The 21317-nt window shown below is 38.2% G+C and carries 21 protein-coding genes and 2 tRNA genes; 8 read left to right on the top strand and 15 right to left on the bottom strand.

What is annotated here, in order from left to right; all coding sequences use genetic code 11:
• Positions 1–8: 8 nt before the first annotated feature.
• The 5 genes from mgtE to serS form a co-directional block, all read right to left on the bottom strand.
• Positions 9–1361 (bottom strand): magnesium transporter, encoded by a 1353-nt coding sequence (mgtE, locus tag NHE85_RS06840; RefSeq protein WP_252810981.1) that lies wholly within the window; start codon positions 1359–1361, stop codon positions 9–11.
• A complete protein-coding gene (rsmA, locus tag NHE85_RS06835) occupies positions 1351–2130 on the bottom strand; it encodes a 16S rRNA (adenine(1518)-N(6)/adenine(1519)-N(6))-dimethyltransferase RsmA (RefSeq protein ID WP_252810978.1) in 780 nt (259 codons plus the stop codon). Before rsmA ends, mgtE begins: the two co-directional genes overlap by 11 nt.
• 48 nt (positions 2131–2178) lie before the next feature.
• Positions 2179–2490, bottom strand: coding sequence for a DUF4286 family protein (locus tag NHE85_RS06830; protein ID WP_252810976.1), 312 nt, complete (start codon positions 2488–2490; stop codon positions 2179–2181).
• A gap of 64 nt (positions 2491–2554) precedes the next feature.
• A complete protein-coding gene (locus NHE85_RS06825; protein WP_252810975.1) occupies positions 2555–4333 on the bottom strand; it encodes a tetratricopeptide repeat protein in 1779 nt (592 codons plus the stop codon).
• A 135-nt stretch (positions 4334–4468) separates the two neighbouring features.
• Complete coding sequence (gene serS, locus NHE85_RS06820) at positions 4469–5740, bottom strand: serine--tRNA ligase (protein ID WP_252810973.1); 1272 nt, start codon at positions 5738–5740, stop codon at positions 4469–4471.
• A 143-nt stretch (positions 5741–5883) separates the two neighbouring features.
• Here serS and NHE85_RS06815 point away from each other — a divergent pair, with 143 nt between their 5' ends.
• Entirely contained in the window at positions 5884–7797 is a 1914-nt protein-coding gene (locus tag NHE85_RS06815) for a M1 family aminopeptidase (protein WP_252810971.1), read from the top strand.
• Here NHE85_RS06815 and NHE85_RS06810 read toward each other — a convergent pair.
• The 8 genes from NHE85_RS06810 to NHE85_RS06775 form a co-directional block, all read right to left on the bottom strand.
• Complete coding sequence (locus NHE85_RS06810; RefSeq protein ID WP_252810969.1) at positions 7794–8612, bottom strand: HAEPLYID family protein; 819 nt, start codon at positions 8610–8612, stop codon at positions 7794–7796. The genes NHE85_RS06815 and NHE85_RS06810 overlap by 4 nt on opposite strands.
• An 84-nt stretch (positions 8613–8696) precedes the next feature.
• Positions 8697–9920, bottom strand: a complete 1224-nt coding sequence (locus tag NHE85_RS06805) for an MFS transporter (RefSeq protein WP_252810967.1) — start codon at positions 9918–9920, stop codon at positions 8697–8699.
• A gap of 13 nt (positions 9921–9933) precedes the next feature.
• Positions 9934–10932, bottom strand: coding sequence for an alpha/beta fold hydrolase (locus NHE85_RS06800; protein WP_252810965.1), 999 nt, complete (start codon positions 10930–10932; stop codon positions 9934–9936).
• 61 nt (positions 10933–10993) lie between these two features.
• Positions 10994–11491: a cupin domain-containing protein gene (locus tag NHE85_RS06795; protein ID WP_252810963.1), complete on the bottom strand. Its 498-nt coding sequence runs from the start codon at positions 11489–11491 to the stop codon at positions 10994–10996.
• On the bottom strand, positions 11488–12468 hold the full coding sequence (locus NHE85_RS06790; protein WP_252810961.1) for a D-glycerate dehydrogenase: 981 nt from the start codon (positions 12466–12468) through the stop codon (positions 11488–11490). The genes NHE85_RS06795 and NHE85_RS06790 overlap by 4 nt, the downstream gene beginning before the upstream one ends.
• An 84-nt stretch (positions 12469–12552) precedes the next feature.
• Positions 12553–13503 carry an aldo/keto reductase gene (locus tag NHE85_RS06785; RefSeq protein ID WP_252810959.1) on the bottom strand — a complete coding sequence of 317 codons (951 nt, stop codon included), beginning with the start codon at positions 13501–13503 and terminating at the stop codon, positions 12553–12555.
• 11 nt (positions 13504–13514) lie between these two features.
• Complete coding sequence (locus NHE85_RS06780; protein ID WP_252810957.1) at positions 13515–14555, bottom strand: Gfo/Idh/MocA family oxidoreductase; 1041 nt, start codon at positions 14553–14555, stop codon at positions 13515–13517.
• Between the two features lie 14 nt (positions 14556–14569).
• Positions 14570–15649, bottom strand: coding sequence for an NADH:flavin oxidoreductase/NADH oxidase (locus tag NHE85_RS06775; protein ID WP_252810955.1), 1080 nt, complete (start codon positions 15647–15649; stop codon positions 14570–14572).
• Positions 15650–15879: 230 nt separating this feature from the next.
• Between NHE85_RS06775 and rseP the strand changes: the two genes are divergently transcribed.
• The 4 genes from rseP (at position 15880) to NHE85_RS06755 (ending at position 17950) form a co-directional block, all read left to right on the top strand.
• Positions 15880–17217: an RIP metalloprotease RseP gene (gene rseP / locus NHE85_RS06770; RefSeq protein ID WP_252810953.1), complete on the top strand. Its 1338-nt coding sequence runs from the start codon at positions 15880–15882 to the stop codon at positions 17215–17217.
• Between the two features lie 147 nt (positions 17218–17364).
• Positions 17365–17438: transfer RNA gene (locus NHE85_RS06765), tRNA-Asn, on the top strand.
• A 38-nt stretch (positions 17439–17476) separates the two neighbouring features.
• A tRNA-Arg gene (locus NHE85_RS06760) sits at positions 17477–17548 on the top strand.
• Positions 17549–17602: 54 nt separating this feature from the next.
• Positions 17603–17950 (top strand): hypothetical protein, encoded by a 348-nt coding sequence (locus tag NHE85_RS06755; RefSeq protein ID WP_252810951.1) that lies wholly within the window; start codon positions 17603–17605, stop codon positions 17948–17950.
• Between the two features lie 108 nt (positions 17951–18058).
• Here the strand turns inward: NHE85_RS06755 and NHE85_RS06750 are convergent, their stop codons facing one another.
• A complete protein-coding gene (locus NHE85_RS06750) occupies positions 18059–18412 on the bottom strand; it encodes a hypothetical protein (RefSeq protein WP_252810949.1) in 354 nt (117 codons plus the stop codon).
• 173 nt (positions 18413–18585) lie between these two features.
• Here NHE85_RS06750 and NHE85_RS06745 point away from each other — a divergent pair, with 173 nt between their 5' ends.
• The 3 genes from NHE85_RS06745 to NHE85_RS06735 all read left to right on the top strand — a co-directional run bounded on the left by NHE85_RS06745 (position 18586) and on the right by NHE85_RS06735 (position 20514).
• Positions 18586–19194 (top strand): Crp/Fnr family transcriptional regulator, encoded by a 609-nt coding sequence (locus tag NHE85_RS06745; protein ID WP_252810947.1) that lies wholly within the window; start codon positions 18586–18588, stop codon positions 19192–19194.
• 79 nt (positions 19195–19273) lie between these two features.
• On the top strand, positions 19274–19999 hold the full coding sequence (locus NHE85_RS06740) for an SDR family oxidoreductase (protein ID WP_252810945.1): 726 nt from the start codon (positions 19274–19276) through the stop codon (positions 19997–19999).
• Positions 20000–20064: 65 nt separating this feature from the next.
• Positions 20065–20514, top strand: coding sequence for a hypothetical protein (locus tag NHE85_RS06735; RefSeq protein ID WP_252810943.1), 450 nt, complete (start codon positions 20065–20067; stop codon positions 20512–20514).
• A 124-nt stretch (positions 20515–20638) separates the two neighbouring features.
• On the opposite strand, the gene NHE85_RS06730 is transcribed toward NHE85_RS06735, so the two are convergent.
• Complete coding sequence (locus NHE85_RS06730; RefSeq protein ID WP_252810941.1) at positions 20639–21139, bottom strand: DinB family protein; 501 nt, start codon at positions 21137–21139, stop codon at positions 20639–20641.
• Positions 21140–21317: the final 178 nt, after the last annotated feature.

Raw genomic sequence — 21317 nt, 5'->3', positions numbered from 1 at the left:
CAACTTGCTTAAAACCCTAAGATGATCTTGGCAATAGAGAAATAAATAAGGATACCGCAAATATCATTACTTGTTGTAATAAAAGGCCCTGTGGCCAGAGCGGGGTCAATTCCAAATTTATTAAGAAGTATCGGCACGAATGTACCTATAAGTGATGCTATTACAATAACCGAAACTAACGACACACTTACTGTTAAACCAACATCATAACTAACATCGAGCAGAAAATGGCTTCCTAATATTAATATTACAGCCAGTATAGACCCGTTAAGCAAAGTAAGCAACACCTCTTTTACCAATCGGCTCCATAACGAACCGCTAATGCTGTTATTAGCAAGGCCCTGCACAATAATTGCCGAAGACTGCACACCTACATTACCTGCCATTGCAGCTATAAGCGGTGTAAAGAAAAATAGCTCTTTATGATGTTCCATAGCGCCTTCAAAAATACCAAGCACTCTTACACTCACAAAACCGCCAAGCAATGCCAGTATAAGCCACGGAAGACGTGCCTTGGTAAGTACCCAGATGCTGTCATCTGCCTCAACATCCTGAGAGATACCTGCCGCTAACTGGTAATCTTTATCGGCTTCTTCTTTAATAACGTCAACAATGTCATCAATAGTAATACGCCCTACCAGCCTGCCCAGTTCATCTACAACCGGTATGGCTTCAAGGTCATATTTCTGCATTATGCGCGCTACCTCAACATCGGGTGTGGTAACTTTTACAAAATCTACTTTGGGTATATATACTTCGCTTATAGGTGTTTTGGTAGAGGTTACCAAAAGGTCTTTTAATGACAGCCTGCCTTTAAGCTTATTTTCATCATCTACCACGTAAATAGAATGTACGCGCTGCACATTTTCAGCCTGCATACGCATTTCTCTTACACAGGTAAGCACATTCCAGTTTTCATTAACCTTAACAAGCTCTTTACCCATAAGTCCACCTGCTGTATCTTCGTCATAACGAAGCAGGTCAACAATGTCTTTTGCGTGATCGGCGTCCAGAAGCTCCTGTATTACCTCATCTTTCCTGTCTTCCGGAAGTTCGGCAATAATATCGGCAGCATCATCAGTGCTAAGCTCATCAAGCTCTTCTGCAATTTCTTTAGGAGAAAGATCTTTTAATATCTTTTCACGTACTTCCTCATCAAGCTCAAGCAGTATTTCTGCTGTTTTTTCACTGTCAAGAATCTGGAAAAGATAGCTGGCTTCGCTGCTGTCCAGCTCGCCCATAATTTCGGCAATATCAGCATAGTGAATATCTTCAAGCAGTGCAATTAACTGCTCTTCATGGTTTTCACTTATATACTGCTCAATCTGAGCAATAAAATCTTTGCTGATTTTAAACTCCATTCGCCGCTATTTTTTGGGTAAGGTCTATAAACTGCTCCACCGAAAGCTGTTCCGGACGGAGGTCAAAGATACTATCTTCCTTTAAATTATCGGCTAAATTGTATGATTTTAAACTGTTTCTAAGTGTTTTTCTGCGCTGGTTAAAAGCCGTTTTTACTACATTAAAAAACAACTTCTCATCTACCGGCAAATGGTAATTTTCTTTACGGATAAGCCTTAAAACCCCCGACTTAACTTTCGGCGGCGGATTAAATACATGCTCCGGCACTGTAAAAAGATATTCTGCATCATAAAATGCCTGAGCCAGTACAGATAGTATGCCGTAAGTTTTACTGCCTTTTTTCTCGCAGATACGCTCTGCAACTTCTTTTTGGAACATACCCGAAAATTCAGGGATCCTGTCACGGAGCTCTAATGTTCTGAAAACAATTTGGGTAGATATATTATACGGAAAATTACCGATTATGGCAAAAGGCTCCTGCCCAAAATCTTTAGTAATGTCGTATTTTAAAAAATCTTCAGATATTATTTTACCATGCAGCTTAGGATAATGTGTATTGAGATATTCTACCGATTCGGTATCAATTTCAATTACATAAGTTTCTAAGGGCTTATCAAGCACATACTTGGTAAGCACCCCCATACCGGGACCTATTTCAAGTACTTTTTTATACCCGTTAAGCGTAAGTGTATCTGCAATATCCTTTGCTATGCCTTCGTCTTTAAGAAAATGCTGCCCAAGATGTTTTTTGGCTTTAACTTTATCCATAATAGTAAGTAGCCCGCAGCAACAGGCCGGGGCGGTTATTTAAACCTTTTAAAATTCTTTAAGCACTTCAAGCTCTGTTCTGAAAGCAAGCATTTTGTCGCCAAAAAGCTTTAAGCCTTCTTCTCTCATTCTTGGAGCATCTTCATTATAATACGATTCCAGTTTTTCATGGCTTTCAGCAAAATACTGCGTAGAATAAGTAGATCCTCCCATTTCTTCTACAACCAGCACCTTTACAAACGTAGCTTTTACAAATTTGCCTGTTGCCAGTACTTCAGGTATATGCTTTTCTGTCATCCATAAAAGCCATTTATCGTGTACGCTATCGTCTATATTTATAGTTACGTTGTATATTATCATTATAGTAGTTTATTTGTTGATGTGATATTTGGTTGTTTTATAAATAACCAATGCAAAGTTACAATTAACTATTGGTATCGCCACGCAATAACCTAAACTGCTTGCGTGCCTCTACAAAATAGATACTGTCCTGATGTTCAAAAATTACCTTTTCATATAGCGTCTTCGCTTTTTCAGGATCGTTTAATTTTTCATTATAAATCTCTGCTGAAAAAAATAATGCTTCATCTATATAAATACCTTCACTATAGTTATCTATAATCTGCCGGTAATTTTGCAATGCAAGATCATACTGTCCAAGGCTTTCATATATCTTACCAATTCTTAAATAAGCAATATCTTTAATACTCTTTGTATTGTCATTAGCAATAAGATCTTTAAACTGCTCTAATGCCTCTGTTTTTTTGTTCTGATAAAGCTTAAAGTCGGCTTTGGCAAATTTTTTAAGTGCTGTCTGTGTACTGTCTTCTACCGTATTATCTATTATTAAAAGATAAAGTTCAAGTGCATCATTAGCTATAAGTTGTGATGATGATGATTTAAGCACTTTAAGTTGTTTTTCTGCCCATTGAAAATCTCCTTTAAAGTAACTTGTCTTAGCCACTTTAAGGCTTGCCTCATGACCAACAGCATCATTTTTAAGATCTTCTTCTACCTGGGCATAATAAATAATTGCCTGATTGAATTTTTCATCCAGCAGCAAAATATCAGATAATTTCATTTTAACCTCGGCAGCCTGATAGCGGTTCAACTGAAGATTAAGGGCATTATCAAGCGTTTGTGCAGCAGCCTTAGTATTGTTAAGATAAAAGCCCTCAAAATCGGCTTTTTGCAACTGTAGGTCTAAAGAGTAGGGTGTTATGCCATACTGTGCAATTAATGCATCTATACGCTGTTTAATTGCCGGATACTCTTTTTCCTTTGCAGCAGCAATATCCATAGAAAGCAAATCAAACTGAGTCTGCATTTGCAAATTGGGGTCGTCTGTATTTTTAAGAATAAAATCAAGAATTTCACGGGCTGTATCATCTTCCTTTTCCTCCATTGCAAAATGAGCAAGGCTCACAATATTCATAAAAAGGTCAGGATCTCTTTTAAAGATAGCCTTCTCCTGAATAAAAGCCTTACCATATTCTTTTTGCTGTACAAAAAACCAGCTTAAAAACTGATTCCAGAAAATATCCTGATTCTTTTGGGTATTGATTAAAAGGGCTTTACGTAATGAGGCGTTAAACGAATCACTTACCTCATCGTTCATAAAACGTGAAAGCTGATTTTGCACAACCGGCAGCGATTGCGGATTGTTATAAGCATAAGACAATAGTTTTTCTATCATCTGGTCTGTATTGCCAAGCTGCCCCTGTATTAATGCCAGTTGATAATCAAAATTCATGCTTTTATTTATTGCCGTTGCAGTATCATAAGCCTTAATTGCATATTCCAGCAGCACTTTCTGTTCAAAGGTATTGGCAACAGTATAAGCATACGACGGATTATCTGCCACAGCTTTAATGGCAAGGTTATAGTTTTTTTCGGCCTTGCCCATATCTTTTTGTAACTGATAATTATAACCCAACTCTACATATAGCATAGGCTGGTTATAACGGGTAAGTTTTTCCGTTAAATATTTACCGGCTTCGGTATATTGCTGCAATTGCTGCATGCAGGCTACTATCTTCTGAATAAAAAAAGTATTGTTAGGCTGCTTTTTTTCAAGGTCCTGATAGGTTGCCAGTGCTTTTTCAAACTCCCCTTTTTCAAAATAATTGTAAGCAAGCTGCTCGTTTTGCGCAAACACCGCGACCGAACAGAAAAAAGCTATAACAGCAAGTATCTTTTTCATAATAGGCAACCTTCTTAATTGTAAAAACGCAAATGACACTGATTTAGCACACAATCAGGAAAAAATCCTAAGGCTCAATCCGCATCATCCGCGTTTTAAATATAATGCTTATTAAAGCATTTATATCAAATTTAATTAATTTATTATATCAAAGCCTGTATATGGCCTTAAAACTTCAGGCACTACAATACCTTCCGGTGTCTGGTAGTTTTCCAGTATTCCGGCAAGCACCCTCGGCAATGCCAGTGAGCTTCCGTTAAGCGTGTGTGCCAAATGGTTTTTACCATCTTTATCACGAAAACGCAGTTTTAGCCTGTTTGCCTGAAATGTTTCAAAATTAGATACAGAGCTTATTTCCAGCCAGCGGTCCTGCGCTGTAGAGAATACTTCAAAATCGTAGGTAAGAGCCGATGTAAAGCCCATATCGCCGCCACAAAGTCGTAAAACCCTGTAAGGCAATCCTAATTCGTTAAGCAATGTTTTTACATGCTCTACCATACCATCTAATGCAGGATAAGAGTCCTCAGGTTTCTCTATACGCACTATCTCTACCTTATCAAACTGGTGAAGACGGTTAAGTCCGCGAACATGCGCACCATAAGAACCTGCTTCCCTACGGAAACATGGTGTATATCCTGTACATAATACAGGCAGGTCTTTCTCTTCTATAATTACATCTCTGAACAGATTTGTAACAGGAACCTCGGCTGTAGGTATAAGGTAAAGATCATCTACACCTACATGATACATTTGTCCTTCTTTATCCGGTAATTGTCCTGTTCCGTAACCTGAAGCCTCGTTTACAAGGTGAGGCACCTGATATTCTTTATAACCTGCTTCTGTATTTTTATCTAAAAAGTAAGTAATAAGTGCACGTTGCAGTCTTGCACCTTTGCCCTTATAAACAGGAAAACCTGCGCCTGTTATTTTAACCCCAAGCTCAAAATCTATAATATCATATTTCTTGGCAAGTTCCCAGTGTGGCAAAGCTCCTTCAAACAATGCAGGAATATCACCTTCACGAAATACCTCAACGTTTTCTTCGGGCGTTTTTCCTTCCGGCACAATATCAGCAGGGGTGTTAGGCAGTTTATAAAGCGCCTGTAAAAGTTCTTCGCTAACTGTAGTTAGTGTTTCGCCAAGTTCCTTGCTCTTTTCTTTAAACTGGGTGGTTTTTTCTTTAAGCAGGGTGGCTTTCGCTTTTTCCCCAGCTTTCATAAGTTCGCCAATATCCTTAGACAGCTTATTGGATTCTGACAAAACAGTATCTAGCTCCACCTGAGTATGTCTTCTTTTCTCATCAAGTGCAATCACTTCATCTACTAACGGGGCGGCATCAAAATTTCTTTTAGCCAGCGCCTGTATTACTTTCTCTCTGTTTTCCCTAATAAAAGCTGTCTGTAACATGGTTATGGTTTTTTATAAAGTGAGCAAATTTAAGGAAATGTTTTAATTAATCCCTTTGCCCTAACGGTTTAAAACTACCCATATAAACTTTTTTATAACTGTAACAAAACACTTTTCTCATTACATTTGATAAAACTTTTGCTATGAAGAGACTTTTTACCCTCATATTATACAGCTTGTTATACATTGCACCTGCTTTTGCACAACAAGCTGTAAACGATATTGAGCAAATTGCGGAGGCCGAAAGGAAATCGGCACATGCATTAACTACCTTCACAGCAAATGCCCATACAGGCAATTATAATATACTCCACCAGCGCCTCGACCTGACCGCCGACCCTAATGTGCTTTTTATAAGCGGCAGCATAATCACTACTTATGTTGCAAAAGAAAATATGAGTGAAATAGTATTCGATCTTTCACAGCAGCTTACGGTTAGTAGTGTACAGCAAAACGGTAACGAACTGGCTTTTACACAAAACACAGACGATGAGCTTACTATAACACTACCCGCGTTACAAATTGCTGGTACGCAGGCAATAATTACTGTAGCCTATTCGGGAGTTCCTCCTTCCACTGAAGAAGCTTTTGTAGTATCGCATCATGGAGATGACCCCATATTATGGACATTATCTGAACCTTACGGAGCAAAAGACTGGTGGCCTTGCAAACAGGATCTAACAGACAAAATAGACAGCTTAGATGTTTACATAACAGCTCCTTCTCAATACGTAAGTGTTTCTAACGGACTTGAACAATCGCAAACAGATAATGGAGATAGTACTAAAACCACTCATTTTAAACACAATTATCCAATTCCTGCGTATCTGGTTGCTATAGCCATAAGCAATTATAACATTTTTACGCAGCAGGCAGGTACGGCACCAAATGAATTTCCTATTGTAAATTACCTGTACCCTGAAAGCCAGGCACAAAACGAACAGAATTTAGCAGTAACTCCTCAAATAATGGATTTTTATGAACAGCGTTTTGAAACCTATCCTTTTGATCAGGAAAAATATGGCCATGCGCAATGTGGTTTCGGTGGCGGTATGGAACATACTACCGTAACGTTTGTGGGAAGCTTTGGCCGTAATCTCATAGCCCACGAACTGGCACATCATTGGTTTGGCGACAAAATAACATGTGGCTCATGGAAAGACATATGGCTTAATGAAGGATTTGCTACGTATGTAGCCGGAATGGTAATTGAAGAATTTGACGGTAACGATGCTTTTAGAAACTGGAAAGCATCTACAACAGCAAATATTACTTCTGAATTAAATGGCCACGTATATCTTACAGATACAGATACCATAAATTCGAGCCGTGTGTTTAGTAGCAGGCTTACTTATAATAAGGGGGCTATGGTTTTAAATATGCTCCGTTTTAAATTAGGAGACGAAGTATTTTTTACAGCACTAAAAAACTATCTTGCTGACCCCCAACTTGCCTATAGCTTTGCCAAAACCCCGCAGCTTAAACAACATCTTGAAGCAGCTTCAGGATTTGATCTCACAGAATTTTTTAATGACTGGATTTATAATGATGGTTATCCTCAATACAATATAACTGCCGAAAATATTGAGAATAATAAGGTTAAAATAACTATTTTCCAGATGCAGTCTGACCCTTCAGTTTCTTATTTTGAAATGCCCGTACCACTACTGCTTATTGGAGAAGATGGACAAACACAATTGGAAATTTTAGAAAACAGCAGCAATGAACAGGAATATGTTATAGATGTTCCTTTTGAAGTTACTGACCTGGCTTTTGATCCCGAAAGAAATATTATTTCGGCTAATACTACCACCTCTGTATTTTCAGATTATTTTAAGCCTTACCTGTCTCCTAATCCTGCATCAACAGCAATATCAGCTGTTATTCCTTCCGGAGTTGCCGTAAAGCAAGCCTTATTTTTTAATGCAATAGGACAAAAGGTTAATGAAACGCATGAAAAATCAACATGGGATATTTCGAATTTGGCAACGGGAGTTTATTTTATTGTTTTAGAAACTACTAAAGGCACTACTGAGCTTAAGTTCGTTAAAAATTAAGGCACCCATATAAGCCGCACCATACCGCTTAATCCCTGATGTGCATGATCTGAAGCAGGGATGCCTGCCACTACCCCAAGGCTTACTTTTTTAGAGAACGGTACTTTAAATTGCGGATGAAACACAAACGATGGTTTTTCATCAGAAAACTCCATGTTGGTTTCTACCCCCACAAAATAGCCTCCATGAAAAACATAATGTAAATTGGCATTTACCTGGGCAGAAGTTCGCCATGTATTGGTATCAAAAAATTGTTCTGCAACAGGTCCGGCATATATAAGGGTGTGAATATTGGAACTCCAGCGTTTTGCCGCAATAAATATAGGATTGTATGAAGTACCTTCAAACAATTTACCGTTATGGTCAATATCTGAAAAAGAAGATAATTCAAATTCCTGAATATATCCTACTGCCATAGAAGTCTGGTATTTATCAGAAACCAAAAAAGTATATTGTGCTGCCAGTTTAACACCTTCAATTCTGTTATCCGGCAATAGTACTCCTTTCTGATGGTTGTGCTGATACATTTCAAAAGGCACCTCTACCTCAAGCCCCAGCCTATTGGCAACAGCAAGCTCATATTCGGCAAATCCGGTGTAAGAAACATATTGTTTATCATTATTAACGCCAAAACCAATATTTATTTCTTTTTCACCTTTTCGGGCTCCAAGGTCCCGTATCAAATCAACATAGAGCGGTTCTGCGTGGCTAAGTTTTAGTGGTTTTGCAGGCGGCACAACAGAGTCTTTTAGTTGTTGGGCATTTCCTGAAAAGACAAACATTAGTAATAAGAGGGTTGTAACAGCATTCTTCATAATTCATTTCATTTGAAGCCAAAACTATTGGCGCAAATGGGAAAGAATTAGGAAAAACAGTACTGTTAAGAGAACTTTAGGATTTTATTCTGTTATGGCTTTTACACGATATACTAAAAAAGCAATAAGAAAGCCAAACATCCCTATAATAGCAAATGATATTCTTAAACTGGTAACATGCGCAACATGGCCTATTACAGGAGGGCCAAGCATAAATCCTAAAAAGCTAACGCTTGATACAGTTTGTAAAGCAATACTGGGGGCAATATTAGGCCTTCGCCCGGCAATACTGTATATACTGGGTACTATGGTACTTACGCCAAGCCCTACCATCATAAAAGCAATTGTAGCCGGAATAAGATAAGGCAGCAACACAGCAGTATATAACCCTGCAGATATTAAACACCCGCTAATAATAAGTACCGTTTTTCTGCCTAGTTTTCTTATTACAGTATCACCCAGAAAACGGCCTGTTGCCATCATTGCCATAAAAGAAGCATAACCTAAAACAGCTAAAGCTCCTTTTGTTTTTACCACATCAGTAAAATATACCCCGCTCCAGTCAAACATTATGCCTTCACTAAGCATGCAGCAAAAAGACATAGCACCCAGCCAAAGTAAGACAGTATCGGGTTTAGAAAACAGTTTTTTCTTTTCCTGCTTTTGCTGCGGCCGGGATTTTACTTTTACAAGATACCTGTAATTTAAAAAAATAACAATCCATATTAGCAACCCTACTATAATAAAATGAATATGTGGTTTTAAATGAAGTGCTTTCATACCGATACCTATTAAAGCACCGGTAAACCCCGCTGTACTCCACGCGCCATGAAATGACGACATTACTGCCCTGCGAAAAAGCCCTTCTGTATAAATACCCTGTGTATTAACCGATATATTGGTAACATTACTGCATACTCCAAAAAAGAATAGCGCTAAAGATAGTTGCCATTGATGATCTGCAAACCCCAGTAACATTAATGCTGCTACATAAAGGCTAAGCCCTAATACAACCATGCTGTGGCTACCATATTTTACCGCTAACTTACCCGAAAAAGGCATGATAAAAAGCTGCCCTACAGGTATGCAAAAAAGGATTGTTCCCAAATCACCTTCGGTAAGGTCAAGTGCGGTTTTAATATCAGGAATACGGCTTGCCCATGTGGCAAAGTTTAATCCCATGGCAAAATAAAATAACGTAACAGCCCACCGTATACGGTTAAGGTAAGATGCCTTAACATCTTTATAGGCTTTTTTATAGGCTAAAGCCCCTGTTGGCTTATCCGTTATTTTTACTTCTCCCTCCATGGGTGCAAAATTACTATTGCTGCTTCAAAAAATCTTTAAGCGGCGCTATAAATTTATCATACACTTCTATATGTGGCAAATGTCCGGTATTATCTATTTCAACCAATGTAGCATTCGGTATTTTCCTGGCTGTTTCACGACCCAGTGCCGGATAATTCCCTAATGTTTCCTGTACTTCTTTTGGTGCCCTGCCTTTACCCAATGCTGTGCGGTCACGCTGCCCGATAATAAGAAGCACAGGCATTTTAAGATTTTTAAACTCGTAGCACACCGGCTGTGTAAAAATCATATCATACGTAAGGGCAGAGCATTTGGCTATTACTTCATAATTTTTGTTCACTGTCCATCCCGCTACAGGTAAAAGCCATTTGTCATACTGCGGTTTCCATTTATTATCATAGTAAAATTTAAGCTGATAATCTTTCATTTTCTGATAATCCTGCTTCAATTCTCCGGCATACCATTCATCTACGCTTTGGTAAGGCACAACTGTTTTCCAGTCTTCCAGCCCGATAGGATTTTCCAAAATGAGTTTTTCAACAGTATCAGGATACATTAACGCAAAACGCGTAGCCAGCATACCACCCATTGAATGCCCCAGTACATATACTTTTTCTATTTTAAGCTCATCTAAAATCGCTTTTGTATTTTGTGCCAGCAGCTGAAATGTAAACTGTATATTACCGGGTTTAGATGATTTTCCAAACCCAATCTGGTCAGGCATTACAACCCTGTATCCGTCTTTAGAAAGATCATTGGCCGTTTGTTCCCAGTACATACCGGAAAAGTTCTTGCCATGCAGCAGCAATACCGTTTTGCCGTTTGATTTTTCAGGCTGTACATCCATATATGCCATTTTCAAATCCTGCCCCTGAATTTTTAAGGATATTTCTTTTACAGGAAAAGGATATTTTATATTTTCCATCTGCAACCCTGTAGGCACTAATGGTTTTTGTTGCGCCACAGCATTTATGCCAAATACTGCTAATATTATTACTAATAACTTTTTCATATTTTAAAACTAAATTAATGAATCAGTGCATTTATATTTCTCAGTTCGAAATGCAGTATTGCTATTTCCAAAATTCGTTTATACCGCCCTGGCTGCCAAGTACAGGATCAAAGTCAGGAAAAGGAACCTTCGCAATACGTACATCAGCATCCGGGCGTTCACTTTTTTCGCCTTTCATAACATCATAATCCATTCCGTCAGGGTATGCCCCAAGCACAGCAAAATCTTCGGTAGACGAAATTTTTTTATGTCCTGTTCCTGCCGGAATCAAAATTACATCGCCTGCGGTTACTTTAAGCATTTTTCCTTTGTCGCCTCCAAGCAGTAATTCTGCCGATCCCTTATATACGCCCAGTACTTCATGTGATATGCTATGATAATGATGATAAGAATATATACCGTTACGCCAGGCATTCGTCCAGTTATTTTTGGCAAATGCGTCTTCCATTACCTTATCCATATAGTCGGGAAAAGGAAATGCATTTCTATAAATTATTAAAGGGAAAACACTATTAGGTATACTTCCGTCATCTTCAAATTGAAATTGTTCTATCTTCATGACTCATTATAAATTTCAGGATTTACACATTTAGGCAGTTCTTTACCATTTAGGCCTGCCAGTAAATTTTCGGCAGCCAGTTGCAGCATTGCCTCCCTGGTTTCCTTAACAGCAGATCCAATGTGAGGCAATACCGAAACATTCGGCATGCTTACAAGCGGGTTAGCTGCATCCATAGGCTCCGGATTGGTAACATCCAGCCCTGCGCCCCAAATTACACCGTTATTTAGAGCAGCAAGCAGGTCAGGTTCGTTATGTATTCCGCCACGCCCTGCATTTACAAAAATGGCATTACGTTTCATTTTAGCAAAAGCCGAAGCATTAAATACATTTTTTGTTTCGGGTGTAAGATTGGCATGTACCGACAGTATATCACTTTGCTTTAAAAGTTCATCCAAAGAAACTTTTTTGGCACCAAGTTCCTTTTCGGCTTTTTCATTATTGCTTCGATTATGGTAAATAATGTTCATTCCGTATGCATTTTTACAAAGTTTTGCCATTTCAAATCCTATATTGCCCAATCCAAAAACACCAAGTGTTTTGCCGTGAATATCTATACCCACATTAGCCATAGGTTCAAAAAAATCCCATTCACCATTAAGTATACGCTTATGATGAAAAAAAGCTTTGCGTGATGTGGCAAGCATTAGTAAAAAAGCAACGTCGGCAGTAGCCTGACTAAGCACATCAGGCGTATGCCCCACAGCTATAGTGTTTTGGGTTGCAGCCTTAACATCTACATGGTCATAACCTACCGACATTAATGAAATTACTTTAAGCTTTTTTGAAGCTTCTATAACTTCGGCAGTTATTTTAGTACCGCCCATTACAAAAAGCCCTTCACAATCTTTAATTTCTTCTATAAGTTCCTGATCTGTCAATTCACGTTTTTTAGTCCATTGCGATACAGTTATTCCCGCATCTTCTATAGTTTTGAGGGTTTGGTCAGGAAGTTGTCGTGTTGCAAATATTTTCATTTGTGATCTTAGCTTAACCTGCCGCCTTACAAGAAAAGGGAATCAGGATGAATTTAATGTTTGATTAACCTGAACAAATAACAATTACCATGCGCTTTCTGAAGTAAGAAAGTGTAATTGATCTGCCGTAATTGCCAGATCCGGTGCTTTTATAATGCTGTCCAGTTGTTTCAGGCTTGTAGCGCTTACAATTGGCGCCGTTACCGATGGCCTGTGAATAAGCCATGCCAGTGCTACCGTTGCAGGAATACTATTTAATTCTGAAGCTACTTTATCCAGTGCATCAAGAATTTTAAAACCACGCGGATCAAGATATTTAGCTACGCCCCCGCCACGCTTGCTTTTATTCAGGTCGGCCTCAGAACGGTATTTACCGGTAAGAAATCCGCTTGCCAGCGAATAATAATTAAGCACTCCCAGATTATTGCCCAGGCATACCGGTTCCAGTCCGTCTTCAAAAATCTCCCGCTCATACAGGTTGTAATGGGGCTGAAAAGTTTCATAAACAGGAAGTCCGTTTTTTAATGCTATTTCCAAAGAATCTTTTAGTCTTTCTGCCGTAAGGTTCGATGCCCCAATGTGGCGCACCTTACCCTCTTTTATCAATTGGGCATAGGCTTCAAGCGTTTCTTCTATAGGCGTTTCTGCATCATCAAAATGGGTTTGATATAAGTCTATATAATCTGTTTGCAGCCTTCGCAACGAATCCTCTGCCGCTTTTAGTATATATTTTTTAGCAAGGCCTTTATTGCCATTACCCATGTCGCTGCCTACCTTTGTCGCAATAATAAGGTTTTCACGATTCCCTCTTTTTTTCATCCAGCTGCCTATAATCTTCTCACTTTCTCCACCCTCATTTCCCGGTGCCCATCGTGAATATACATCGGCAGTATCTATAAAATTAAATTCCGCACCTGTAAAGGCATCCAGTATTTCAAAAGATTGCTTTTCATCTATTGTCCATCCAAAAACATTACCTCCCAAAGTAACCGGGTAAACATGCAAATTTGTATTGCCAAGTTTTCTTTTCTCCATACCTTTTCTATTTATAATGTTATAACTTTTTTTTGCTGGCTGCTTGCAATAGCAGCATCTATAATTTTCATCGTGCGAATACCATCTCCGGCAGTTACCGGCTCCGGCCTATTGTGAACGATTGACTCATAAACACCATCAAACAAATCATAATAACTGCCCTGTAGCGTAGGTATGGTTTTACGTACTTCTTTACCATCTGTTTCGGTATGAAGCAGTCCCTGTTTACTTTCAGGTTCAGTACCCCAATTATTACGGTTTGGCTTCGCACCTGCTTTAAGTACATCTTCCTGAATATCGCCACGTTCTTTTAAAAATGAACCTTTTTTTCCGTGCACTACATAAGCAGGAATGGCTTCGCGAACAAAGAAGCCTGCTTTTAGCCTCACTCTTTTATCCGTATAATACAATGAAATGTCAAACCAGTCATCTACCAACGAATTTTCGCGGGTTACCCTTATATCGCCATGCACTGCCTCCGGATATCCAAAAAGATATAATGCCTGGTCTATAATGTGTGAGCCCAAGTCTTTTAGTACACCTGCACCTGCATTTACTGTTTCCTTATGTATTTTAGGGCTAAGAGAAGGGTTGTACCTGTCAAAATGAAATTCGGCTTCTATAATATCACCCAGAAGATTTTGCTCAACCACCTGCTTTACTGTTTTAAAATCACTGTCCCAACGGCGGTTTTGATATACCGTAAGCTTCAGTTCTTTCTCTTTTGCTATAGCAAGAAGTTCTTCTGCTTCGGCTGCTGTTGTGGTAAATGCCTTTTCTACCAGAGCATGCTTTCCGGAAAGCAATACCTTTTTTGCATATTCATAATGTGTTTCTACAGGCGTATTAACTACTATAAGCTCAATATCATCTGCCAGCAGCTCTTCAATAGAACTGTAACTTTTTACATCAGGATAATCCTGCTGTATTAATTTTTTACTTCTTTCCCATGAGCCTGTTAGTTCAAACCCCTCATGTAATTCTAAAAAAGGGGCATGAAATACACGCCCCGACATTCCGTATGACAGCAGTGCTGTTTTAATTTTTCTCATTTCCTGCTTTACTATTAATCTTCAAGTTTTGCCCTTTCATATTGTTTAGGCCAAATTGTATGGCCGTCATGAAGGTTATGAGCAAATGTAAGACCTATATAAGGCTCACGCAAAGCCTCGCGGGCAAAGAAAACAAGATCTGCTTTGCCTTCATTCACAATGTCTTCAGCCTGTTTTGCTTCGGTTATAAGTCCAACAGCCCCGGTACATATATGTGCTTCACGCTTTACGCGTTCGGCAATAGGTACCTGATAGTTTGGAGCAACCGGTATCTGCTGATAAGAAACAGCCCCGCCGGAAGAACAATCTATTACATCAATCCCTTTGGTTTTTAATATTTTGGCAAGTTCCACAGAGTCATCTTCATTCCATCCCCCTTCTGCCCAATCGGTTCCGGAAATACGTACAAATAAAGGCAGGTCTGCAGGCCATTCGGTTTTTACAGCATCAATAACTTCTAATAATAAACGGATCCTGTTTTCAAAACTACCTCCATAATCATCTGAACGTTTATTGCATAACGGCGAAAGGAACTGATGGATAAGATACCCATGTGCCGCGTGAATTTCGAGCACTTTGTAACCTGCCTCATGGGCACGTCGGGCAGCCGCTTTAAAATCGGCAATAACCTTATTTATTCCTGCTTTGTCTAATTCAAGTGGGGGTTGTGCCTCGTCTTCATGATAACGCTCTGCACTTGGCGCAACAGTGCGCCAGCCGCCCTCATCAATTGTAAGTTTTCTGTTTCCCTGCCACGGTGATGAGGTACTGGCCTTACGGCCGGCATGTGCAAGCTGTATGCCTGGAAAAGCATTTTGCGATAGTATAAATGCTGTTATCTGTTTGTATTTTTCTATTTGCTCATCATTCCATATACCAAGGTCTTCAGGCGAAATTCTGCCCTCGGGCGAAACCGCAGTAGCTTCCTGAATGATTAGTCCGGCTCCGCCTACCGCGCGCGAACCGAGGTGAACCAGATGCCAGTCGTTTGCAAAACCATCTTCCGCAGAATACTGACACATGGGCGATATTACTATCCTGTTTTTTAAAATGATACTTTTTATCTGTAATAATGAAAACAGTGGAGATGTCATATTTTCTGTTTTTTGAGTGTATAAATCAGTGATACCAGAAAGTTAATTATAAGCTTAAAGCCTGTACATACTGGCGTAGGAACAGTAAATTTACCTTACAAAATTTAAATCGTATCCTAAAAATTTAATTATTAACAAACATTTAAACCCTAAGCCTAAAATTAAAATAGGGCGTAGTAAACAGAAAACACTATTTTTGTGCGTTTATTAAAGGAAATTAAAACTTTAGAATGGATACACTTGTACAGATTGCCCAATTGGTTCTCATGTTGTCAATACTTGTAATACTGCATGAATTTGGGCATTACATAACTGCAAAAATGTTTAAGGTAAGGGTAGAAAAATTTTACCTTTTTATGGATGCAGGATTTGCGCTTTTTAAGAAAAAAATCGGTGAAACAGAATGGGGCATCGGATGGCTGCCCATCGGCGGATATGTAAAACTATCCGGAATGATAGATGAAAGCATGGATACAGAACAGCTAAAAAGCGAACCAAAACCATGGGAATTCAGGTCTAAGCCGGCATGGCAGCGACTTATTATAATGATGGGGGGTATTATTGTTAATATTTTACTGGCCTGGTTTATATACACAATGGTATATTGTACTTACGGCAAAAAGTATGTGGGTACAGAAATGGTTCAGCAAAACGGACTTGCTTTTGGGGAAACCGGACTTAATGTAGGTTTTAAAAATGGCGATAAAATTCTTAGCGTAGATGGTAAATACCAGGAACGTTTTGACAGGCTGATTCTGGATGTTCTGCTTGGTGATGATATTAAAATATTACGTGATGGTAAAGAAATTGATTTAAAACTTACCGATGCCAATAAAAAAGAAATCCTGGATAAGGAAGGCCGTGATTTTATAAATCCAATGGTAAATGCCACAGTAGTTGATTCTTTTCCTCAAAAATCATATGCTGCAGATGCAGGCCTAATGATGGGCGACACAATTGTAGGCGTTAATGGCAAACAACTAAACTATAAAGCCCAGATAGTAGAACAAGCCGTTAAAAACAAAGGCGGCTTTATAACTCTTGATATACACCGTAACGGAATTCCGCTGGAAATAAAAACTAAAGTAGATGCCGAAACAGGAACTATCGGGGTTTACAATACTCCGGCAGGAAATCCTAAATATACCAAAACAGAGGAATATAATTTTTTTACTGCTATACCTAAGGCAATGGAAGAATCTTATTTTCTTCTTGTGTATAATGTAAAACAGTTTAAGCTTATTATGCGCCCTTCAACAGGTGCCTATAAGCATGTTAAAAGTGTTGTTGGTATTGCCAGCAATATGCCTACCACATGGGACTGGGAATTTTTCTGGAAGTTTACAGCCCTGTTCTCAATAGGCCTTGCCTTTATGAACGTACTGCCAATACCAGGATTAGATGGTGGCCATGCATTATTTACCATTGCTGAAATGGTAACCGGAAGAAAATTAAGCGATAAAGCTGCAGGAGTTGTACAAACCGTAGGTATGGTTATTTTATTAAGCCTCATGGTGTTAACTTTTGGTAAAGATATCTATGATATTATAGCTCGAAAATTCTTTTAAATTTTTCATGATTTTGTTTGCGGAAATTAAAAATGGTTATATATTTGCACCGCAATAAAGGCAATACGCCGATAAGCATAAAGTTCTTTTAAAATAGGTGTAATTAAAACTAACTTTGGTTAGCACAATTACAAATAATATACAGTTTCCTCCTTAGCTCAGTTGGTTAGAGCATCTGACTGTTAATCAGAGGGTCCTTGGTTCGAGCCCAAGAGGGGGAGCTAAAAGGCTATCAGAAATGATGGCCTTTTTTGTTAATGGCCTCGTAGTTCAACGGATAGAATGGGAGTTTCCTAAACTTTTGATCCAAGTTCGATTCTTGGCGAGGCTACAAGACCCGCTTCACATATATATGGAGCGGGTTTTTTAGTAATAAACTATTGTTATGTCAGTACACCCAAATTACATTAAAGCTTCTGATTTTATATTTCTAACCATAGGCTTAGGAATAATAAACTTAACTCTCATCCCCGGAATCTTTGTTTTGCCTGAACAAATCATAACAGCCCTTCTTACTTTACTTTTTCTTACGGGTATATCTTTAGCAATAAGAAAAGGAATCAAATGGATCAAATATTTATTACTTGTCCTAATTATATTGGGGCTTACCAGTATTCCTTTTATGATTAAAAATCTAGGTAAAAATACAGCTATAGGAATTATCAACATAATTCAGACAGTATTTCAATTTTGGGCTTTGGTATTACTATTTAAGATACCTAAAGAAAATTGAAATATATGCAGCTAAAGCATTAGCACTTCTTATTACTCTGGTTAATCATACATTAAAAACAGAAAAAGAGGCCAATAGCCTCTTCTTCATCTTCATGTATGTGGTTTATTAAGCCGCGACTTCTTTTATAAATTCTCCGGTGCTTTTAAAGTAAGCAGCAACGTCTTTACCATCTTTAGTCAGAACCAGTTTATAATCTGATCCGTCAGAAGCTTTAAGCGCTTCTACAAGCTGATAACCTTTATATTTACCTACCGCTTCTTTTAATACTGCAGGAGCAATTTCCGATTGCTGTACTTTGGTATATTCTTTTTCCTGATCAGTCGTTACCGGCGTAACCTGAGCTGCCGTTGCAGGAGTTGTAGCTGTTGTTTGTGTTGTCACCTCAATTGGTGTTGCCGGTGTTTGCGCACTTGCTGCAAGTCCTAAAACTAGGGCAGCTGCTAACAATAAATTTTTCATAACGTATATATTTTATTTGTTTTTATTCTGATTAATATGATGAAAGAACCATACCACAGGCCTCAAAAAACAATAAAACACTATAAATCAAATAATTAAATATTTTTAACGAAACTATATTTATGCGGAATTCCACATAAAATTGTAGAAATGCAACAAAAACAATTTGCCAAATGGCAAAAAGTATTTCCTTGATTCATTACTATCTTTACATTATGGAAGAACTAATAAATAAACTTCTGCAATTTGGTAACCTTAACCAACAGCAGATAGACCTTATTAAAAGCAGGGCACACGCGATAGAGATTAAAAAAGGGGAATACTATTCGGAAGCAGGAAAAATTGCCAAACAGGTAGGTTTTTTGACTGAGGGTGTTTTCAGAATATGCTTTTACGGAAAAAAAGGCGAAGACTTTACCCGTTACTTTATAGTAGAAAATATGTTTGTAGTAGACATGGACAGCTTTTATAACGAAATACCATCATCGGTTTACGTTGAAGCAGTTACCGATTGCCAAATCGTAGTTTTTGAAAAATCCGATTTTCACGATCTTGCTAACACTATTATTAGCTGGAATGAAATATTTACAAGAATAGCTACTAATGCACTTTCTTATAAAGCGCGTGCAGGCAGCGTTATGTTAACGCAGGATGCTTCTGAGAGATACCTTGCTTTCCTTGAACAATATCCGGGTCTGGCCAATAAAATACCTCTTTCGGCGCTTGCCTCTTACCTCGGCATTACACAATCGTCTTTAAGCAGAATAAGAAAAAACATTTAATTTTTTGTTTTTTGCCAAATGGCAAAATTTTATTGTTCAGGCTGTTGCAACTTTGCTTTATAATTAAATCAGTATAAAAATGAAAAAAACAGCATTGATTACAGGAGCAAATAAAAGCATAGGTTATGAAACTGCAAGACAGCTTCTTGCACAGGGCTATTTTGTATATATTGGCAGCCGTAATAAGAATAGGGGCAATGATGCCATTGAGAAACTGAAAGCAGAAGGATATAGCAACACAGAGGTGTTAATGATAGATGTAACCAACTCAGAATCCATAACAGAAGCGGCAAAAGAACTGAGTAATAAAATACCGCATCTTGATGTGCTTATAAACAATGCGGGCATACCGGGTGTAATGCCACAGGAAGCCAGCAATACCACACAGGAAAATGTACGTACAGTGTTTGACACTAACTTTTTTGGGGTAATAGAAACCACGCAGGCGTTTTTACCTTTACTAAAAAAATCTGCTGAACCAAGAATTGTGAATGTATCAAGCGATCTGGGTTCACTTGGCAACCAAACCAATCCTGATTTCAGACACTTCGAGGTTAAACCAACTGCTTATTGTGCTTCTAAAGCAGCACTTAATGCTTATACAGTTATGCTTGCCTATGAGCTAAGGGATACCAATTTTAAAGTAAATAGTGTAAACCCCGGCTATACTGCTACCGACTTTAACAATCATACCGGATACAAAACAGTTGAAGAGGCTGCAAAACCTATAGTTAAATATGCTGTTATTGGAAGCGATGGTCCAACAGGAAAATTTTTCAGCGATTTTGGCGAAACCCCATGGTAAAAACATATCCGCAGTAATTGCGGATTTTTTTGTTTATTTATGCTTATAAATACCCCCGTTTATAAATGGCAGCTACACTTAAAAATTCGGCATTAAAAAGTCTTATCATTATTATTTTGCTAGCATTTTTGTGTGTTGCAGGTGCTTTTACCTTTTTTAATTTTTCACCCAACATAAAAAATATAATAGTTCAGGGCTATGTATATGATAAGGCCACAGACCAACCAGTTAATAATTGCAGAATTGTAATCTTTAGTAGAAAAGTAAAGGAATATAATACTGCAGGTACTGATGAAACCCTATATCTAAAAACAAATAAAGATGGTTATTATAGAACAACTATTGATAAAAGTTACCTTATTTTTATAAGAGCTTATAAGCCTGGATATAAAATAATTCGTTCAGGAGCTATCATTGCTAAGAAAGATATTGAACAAAATTTTATTCTTGAAAAGGGACCTTCTTCCGAAAGTGAATTTATTAAACCCGGCGAATCCACTGTAATTATAGAATAGCATTGTGAAATTAACCTGTAAGTTATTTGTGTCAGCAAATATTGAGTATAACTATAATAAATAATAAAAGCCGCTTGGTTTTGCGGCTTTTATATTGGCTGATTGATGATGAGCTCCGTCACTATTATCTCTCCCAAAAATAAGGAGGTTCTATACCCAGTGCGCGCAGGTAAACATACCCCTGCCCTCTGTGATGTATTTCGTTGTCTACAAAATATAAAAGCGTACCATATACAGGCCCTTCATACTGACCGAATGCTACCACAATTTCCTGAAAGCGCTCAGGTCTAAGTTGTGGCCAGAAACTATCTATCTGTTTTGTAGTATCATCCCAAAGAGCAAGCAATTCTTCTTTGGTTTTCGGCATTCCCTCGCCTGAATGATGTGCCAGTTCTTCCATTTTTTTCCACTCTCCGGTTATAAGTCCTTTAATTCCCGGATTTGCAAGATCTATCATTTCCATAGCTAAATCTGCAAAAGGTCTCATACCGCCAACAGAAAATGTGAAAAGTTCTTTTTCAGGAAAAGCCTCAATGGTTCTTCTGGTTAAACCTCTGTGACCCTGCCAGTGTTTTAAAAATGCTTCCGGTGTAATTACTGTTACGTTTGTTGTTTTTGTTTCCATGATGATTTAAATTTAAAAGGTTGTTGTTTTTGTATAGGGCAAAATTAAAGGCAGTAAGTGACAACCGTATGTCAGCAGGTTTTTAATGAAATAAAAAAATACCGAAATTGTTTTTTTTTGTAAAAATGTGAATGAAATTAGTTGATATGTACAAGTAATTGTGTGGTTGTTAACATCT

Source organism: Flavobacterium sp. NRK1 (genome assembly GCF_024054175.1).
In the GTDB taxonomy this organism is placed as follows: domain Bacteria; phylum Bacteroidota; class Bacteroidia; order Flavobacteriales; family Flavobacteriaceae; genus Flavobacterium.
Note: the sequence above shows the minus strand (reverse complement) of the source record. Positions and strands in the feature narration are given on the sequence as shown.

Excerpts from the sequence above, each read along its gene's own strand:
- NHE85_RS06825 (WP_252810975.1), bottom strand. The coding sequence starts at position 4,333 with ATGAAAAAGATACTTGCTGTTATAGCTTTTTTCTGTTCGGTCGCGGTG.
- NHE85_RS06775 (WP_252810955.1), bottom strand. The coding sequence starts at position 15,649 with ATGACATCTCCACTGTTTTCATTATTACAGATAAAAAGTATCATTTTA.
- NHE85_RS06815 (WP_252810971.1), top strand. The coding sequence starts at position 5,884 with ATGAAGAGACTTTTTACCCTCATATTATACAGCTTGTTATACATTGCA.
- NHE85_RS06740 (WP_252810945.1), top strand. The coding sequence starts at position 19,274 with ATGAAAAAAACAGCATTGATTACAGGAGCAAATAAAAGCATAGGTTAT.
- mgtE (WP_252810981.1), bottom strand. The coding sequence starts at position 1,361 with ATGGAGTTTAAAATCAGCAAAGATTTTATTGCTCAGATTGAGCAGTAT.
- serS (WP_252810973.1), bottom strand. The coding sequence starts at position 5,740 with ATGTTACAGACAGCTTTTATTAGGGAAAACAGAGAGAAAGTAATACAG.
- NHE85_RS06830 (WP_252810976.1), bottom strand. The coding sequence starts at position 2,490 with ATGATAATATACAACGTAACTATAAATATAGACGATAGCGTACACGAT.
- NHE85_RS06785 (WP_252810959.1), bottom strand. The coding sequence starts at position 13,503 with ATGGAGAAAAGAAAACTTGGCAATACAAATTTGCATGTTTACCCGGTT.
- NHE85_RS06790 (WP_252810961.1), bottom strand. The coding sequence starts at position 12,468 with ATGAAAATATTTGCAACACGACAACTTCCTGACCAAACCCTCAAAACT.
- NHE85_RS06735 (WP_252810943.1), top strand. The coding sequence starts at position 20,065 with ATGGCAGCTACACTTAAAAATTCGGCATTAAAAAGTCTTATCATTATT.
- NHE85_RS06800 (WP_252810965.1), bottom strand. The coding sequence starts at position 10,932 with ATGAAAAAGTTATTAGTAATAATATTAGCAGTATTTGGCATAAATGCT.
- rseP (WP_252810953.1), top strand. The coding sequence starts at position 15,880 with ATGGATACACTTGTACAGATTGCCCAATTGGTTCTCATGTTGTCAATA.
- NHE85_RS06795 (WP_252810963.1), bottom strand. The coding sequence starts at position 11,491 with ATGAAGATAGAACAATTTCAATTTGAAGATGACGGAAGTATACCTAAT.
- NHE85_RS06755 (WP_252810951.1), top strand. The coding sequence starts at position 17,603 with ATGTCAGTACACCCAAATTACATTAAAGCTTCTGATTTTATATTTCTA.
- NHE85_RS06810 (WP_252810969.1), bottom strand. The coding sequence starts at position 8,612 with ATGAAGAATGCTGTTACAACCCTCTTATTACTAATGTTTGTCTTTTCA.
- rsmA (WP_252810978.1), bottom strand. The coding sequence starts at position 2,130 with ATGGATAAAGTTAAAGCCAAAAAACATCTTGGGCAGCATTTTCTTAAA.
- NHE85_RS06780 (WP_252810957.1), bottom strand. The coding sequence starts at position 14,555 with ATGAGAAAAATTAAAACAGCACTGCTGTCATACGGAATGTCGGGGCGT.
- NHE85_RS06750 (WP_252810949.1), bottom strand. The coding sequence starts at position 18,412 with ATGAAAAATTTATTGTTAGCAGCTGCCCTAGTTTTAGGACTTGCAGCA.
- NHE85_RS06745 (WP_252810947.1), top strand. The coding sequence starts at position 18,586 with ATGGCAAAAAGTATTTCCTTGATTCATTACTATCTTTACATTATGGAA.
- NHE85_RS06805 (WP_252810967.1), bottom strand. The coding sequence starts at position 9,920 with ATGGAGGGAGAAGTAAAAATAACGGATAAGCCAACAGGGGCTTTAGCC.
- NHE85_RS06730 (WP_252810941.1), bottom strand. The coding sequence starts at position 21,139 with ATGGAAACAAAAACAACAAACGTAACAGTAATTACACCGGAAGCATTT.